Below are 3,447 nucleotides of genomic sequence, written 5' to 3'. Positions count from 1 at the left end.
GCCGTATTTCGACCGAGCGGTCAGGATGTGGTCACAGCGGTAGACACGATGGTGGACGGCGTACACTTTTCACTGGAAACGATGGAACCGTATCACATCGGCTATCGTGCTTTAGCTGCAAATATCAGTGATCTGGCAGCGATGGGGAGTGTCCCGGCTTTTTATCTTGTCTCCATTGTTGTTCCATCTAATTGGGGCTCTGCAGGATTAGAAGAGCTTTACAAAGGGATGAATGATTTAGCGGAAAACTACAAGATGGACGTGATCGGTGGCGATACCGTTTCTGGCAGTCAGCTGTCGGTTTCGATTACTGTCGTAGGTTATGTAGACAAAGACAAGGCACGTTATCGCTCAGCAGCTCAAAGTGGAGATGTCGTATTCGTGACAGGGACGCTAGGAGATTCGAGAGCAGGTTTAGAATGTCTATTGAAAGGGTCCTCGATTAATGAAGAGGATAAAGCATTTCTTATTAATAGACACCGAATGCCTGAACCAAGAGCAGCCTTTGCTCAGTCTCTATACGGTATTGATAGGGTCGTCCTTAATGATATTAGTGATGGTATCGCAAATGAGGCTAACGAGATCGCCGAAGCATCTCAGGTAGATTTGCATATAGAGAAGCAGCAGATTCCTTATACTCCTTCCTTAAAAGATTTCTTTCCGGATGACTATGAAGAATGGATGCTTTCCGGAGGAGAAGATTTTGAACTGATGGGAACCGTTTCTTCCCACGATTGGCTGGAAGTAGTTAAGGCTGCTGAAAAATCGGGAGTGACCGTTAGCCAGATTGGTGTCGTCAAAGATAGACAAAAAGAAACCCCGAGGGTTTATCTACATGAGCATGAGAAAAGTGAAGTCGTAACAAAATCGGGTTATACACATTTAAAGAAAAAAGGGTGAGGATATGGCACGGTATGAATGGATCAGTTCTTCTCCGGAAGAAACCATGGCTTTTGCTGAAGAGCTTGGCCATCGACTTCAATCAGGAGATGTATTAACATTAGAGGGAGACTTGGGCGCAGGTAAAACGACGTTTACGAAAGGTCTAGGTCGCGGGCTAGGCGTGAAACGAACCATTAATAGTCCGACGTTTACCATCATCAAAGAGTACATGGGCCGTGTGCCCTTTTACCATATGGATGTTTACAGACTTGAAGATAGTGATGAGGATTTGGGTTTTGAAGAATTTTTTGAGGGTGAAGGAGTCTGTGTCGTCGAGTGGGCGCACTTCATTGAAGAATTCTTACCGGAACAGCGTCTGGATATTACGATTAAGTACACAGACGAGACTAAACGGACGATTACCCTTGAAGCAACTTCAAGTCATTTTGACGAGATTTGTAAGGAGATTATCACATGAATATTTTAGCGATTGATACGTCTAACTACGTTATGGGAGTAGCTGTACTGAAAAATGGTGTCGTTGCTGGTGAGTATATCACGAATATAAAGAAAAACCATTCAATTCGGCTGATGCCAGCTATCGATCAATTGATGAGAGAAACGGGGACGGCACCTGAGGACCTGGATCGGATTGCAGTCGCTCATGGTCCAGGGTCGTACACAGGAGTAAGGATCGGTTTAACGACAGCGAAAACGATGGCTTGGACGCTCGACATCCCAGTGGTAGGAGTCTCGAGCCTCGAAGCTGTTGCCAGGCAAGGAAGGTTTTTCCCGGGCTACGTGTGTCCTTTTTTCGATGCCCGGAGAGGATTAGTGTATACAGGGCTTTATGATCAAGACATGAGACTGTCTAAGGACGAAACGAATGTGCTCATGGAGGAATGGCTACAGGACTTGAAGAAGCTGGACGAGTCGATCTTATTTGTCAGTCAAGATCTCTCTATCCATGAAGAACTGATCCGTGAAACGCTTGGCGATCAGGCGGTCATTCCCGAAGAACCTTACCTTTTTTCCAGACCCTCCATTATTGCTCAAATGGGAGCAATGAAAGAGCCTGGAAAGATTCATGAGCTTGTCCCCAATTACTTACGTCTGCCAGAAGCAGAAGCTAAGTGGCTGGAGCGGCAGGGGAAACAGTAACATGATCGATATACGGGGAATGAAAACAGACGATATTGGAGAAGTGTTAGAGGTGGAAGAAGCTTCTTTCGCCACCCCCTGGCCTGAGGAAACGTTTCTAAATGAAGTCACTGAGAATCCTTACGCTCATTATTTTGTGATTGAAAAGGATGGGAAAGTTTTCGGATATTGTGGACTTTGGCTGATCATTGATGAAGCGCATGTGACAAACATTGCAATTCATCCGGAATACCGTGGTCAAAAGTACGGAGAGCAATTGTTCCGTCATACGTGTGAAGAAGCCATCAGCCAGGGGGCTGTCCAGTTATCTCTGGAAGTGAGAGTGTCGAATACAGCTGCTCAGCACATGTACCGGAAATTCGGACTTGTGCCAGGTGGCATACGGAAGCGATATTATACCGATAACGGAGAAGATGCGTTAGTGATGTGGGTGGGATTAAAATGAGTAAAAATCAATATATTTTAGCGATTGAAACAAGCTGTGATGAGACAGCAGTCGCGATTGTAAAAAATGAAAGAGAACTCGTCACCAATGTGGTAGCCTCCCAAATTGAGAGTCATAAACGTTTTGGTGGTGTTGTCCCTGAGATTGCATCAAGGCACCATATTGAACAAATGACGATAACATTAGAAGAAGCTTTGGACAAATCAGGGCTTACGATTGATGAAATGGATGCGATTGCTGTCACGGAAGGACCGGGACTTGTCGGTGCCTTGCTAGTGGGTGTCAACGCGGCCAAGTCTGTGGCTTATGCAAAACAGAAACCGCTAGTTGGCGTGCATCATATCGCAGGGCATATCTATGCCAATCGCCTGGAGAAAGAATTTGAGTTTCCATTGCTGGCTTTAGTGGTGTCCGGCGGCCATACCGAGCTGATTCTCATGCGTGAGCACGGGAAGTTTGAAATCATCGGTGAAACGCGTGATGATGCGGCAGGGGAAGCTTATGATAAAGTAGCCAGAACACTCAAGCTGCCTTATCCAGGAGGTCCGGAGATTGATCGGTTAGCAGCTGAAGGAGAAGAGAGCATCGATTTTCCACGAGCATGGCTGGAGAACGGCTCTTATGACTTCAGTTTCAGTGGATTAAAATCAGCGGTCATCAACCGTCTCCATAACGCCAAGCAAAAAGGTGAAGTGTTGAAGGATGAAGATGTAGCAGCGAGCTTTCAGGCAAGTGTTGTTGACGTGTTATCCACAAAAGCATATCTTGCTGCTGAAGAATACGGCGTGAAACAGGTGATCGTTGCCGGTGGAGTAGCGGCCAATCGTGGACTGCGTGCGTCTCTTGTGGAGAAGTTTGAACATTTAGACACAGAGCTGCTTATTCCACCGCTGCACTTATGCACAGATAATGCGGCGATGATTGCTGCAGCAGGGGCTGTGGCGTTTAACCAGGGACAC

At 46.3% G+C, this 3,447-nt stretch carries 5 protein-coding genes; all 5 read left to right on the top strand.

Features of this window, described 5'->3' with window-relative positions; all coding sequences use genetic code 11:
* Positions 1 to 900 (top strand): thiamine-phosphate kinase (gene thiL, locus LD39_RS12680; protein WP_035547255.1); only part of this gene is annotated, 900 nt, incomplete at its 5' end.
* A gap of 4 nt (positions 901 to 904) precedes the next feature.
* On the top strand, positions 905 to 1,360 hold the full coding sequence (gene tsaE / locus LD39_RS12675; protein WP_035547251.1) for a tRNA (adenosine(37)-N6)-threonylcarbamoyltransferase complex ATPase subunit type 1 TsaE: 456 nt from the start codon (positions 905 to 907) through the stop codon (positions 1,358 to 1,360).
* Positions 1,357 to 2,043 carry a tRNA (adenosine(37)-N6)-threonylcarbamoyltransferase complex dimerization subunit type 1 TsaB gene (gene tsaB, locus LD39_RS12670; protein ID WP_035547248.1) on the top strand — a complete coding sequence of 229 codons (687 nt, stop codon included), beginning with the start codon at positions 1,357 to 1,359 and terminating at the stop codon, positions 2,041 to 2,043. The genes tsaE and tsaB overlap by 4 nt, the downstream gene beginning before the upstream one ends.
* 1 nt (position 2,044) lies before the next feature.
* Positions 2,045 to 2,488: a ribosomal protein S18-alanine N-acetyltransferase gene (gene rimI / locus LD39_RS12665; RefSeq protein ID WP_035547245.1), complete on the top strand. Its 444-nt coding sequence runs from the start codon at positions 2,045 to 2,047 to the stop codon at positions 2,486 to 2,488.
* Positions 2,485 to 3,447, top strand: a 963-nt coding sequence (gene tsaD / locus LD39_RS12660) for a tRNA (adenosine(37)-N6)-threonylcarbamoyltransferase complex transferase subunit TsaD (protein WP_035547242.1), incomplete at its 3' end; no start/stop codon positions are given. The genes rimI and tsaD, both read left to right, overlap by 4 nt.

It is taken from the genome of Halobacillus sp. BBL2006 (assembly GCF_000786645.1).
Classification (GTDB): Bacteria; Bacillota; Bacilli; order Bacillales; family Halobacillaceae; genus Halobacillus.
This window is presented reverse-complemented; position numbering and strand designations above follow the sequence as displayed.

Excerpts from the sequence above, each read along its gene's own strand:
- tsaB (WP_035547248.1), top strand. The coding sequence starts at position 1,357 with ATGAATATTTTAGCGATTGATACGTCTAACTACGTTATGGGAGTAGCT.
- rimI (WP_035547245.1), top strand. The coding sequence starts at position 2,045 with ATGATCGATATACGGGGAATGAAAACAGACGATATTGGAGAAGTGTTA.
- tsaE (WP_035547251.1), top strand. The coding sequence starts at position 905 with ATGGCACGGTATGAATGGATCAGTTCTTCTCCGGAAGAAACCATGGCT.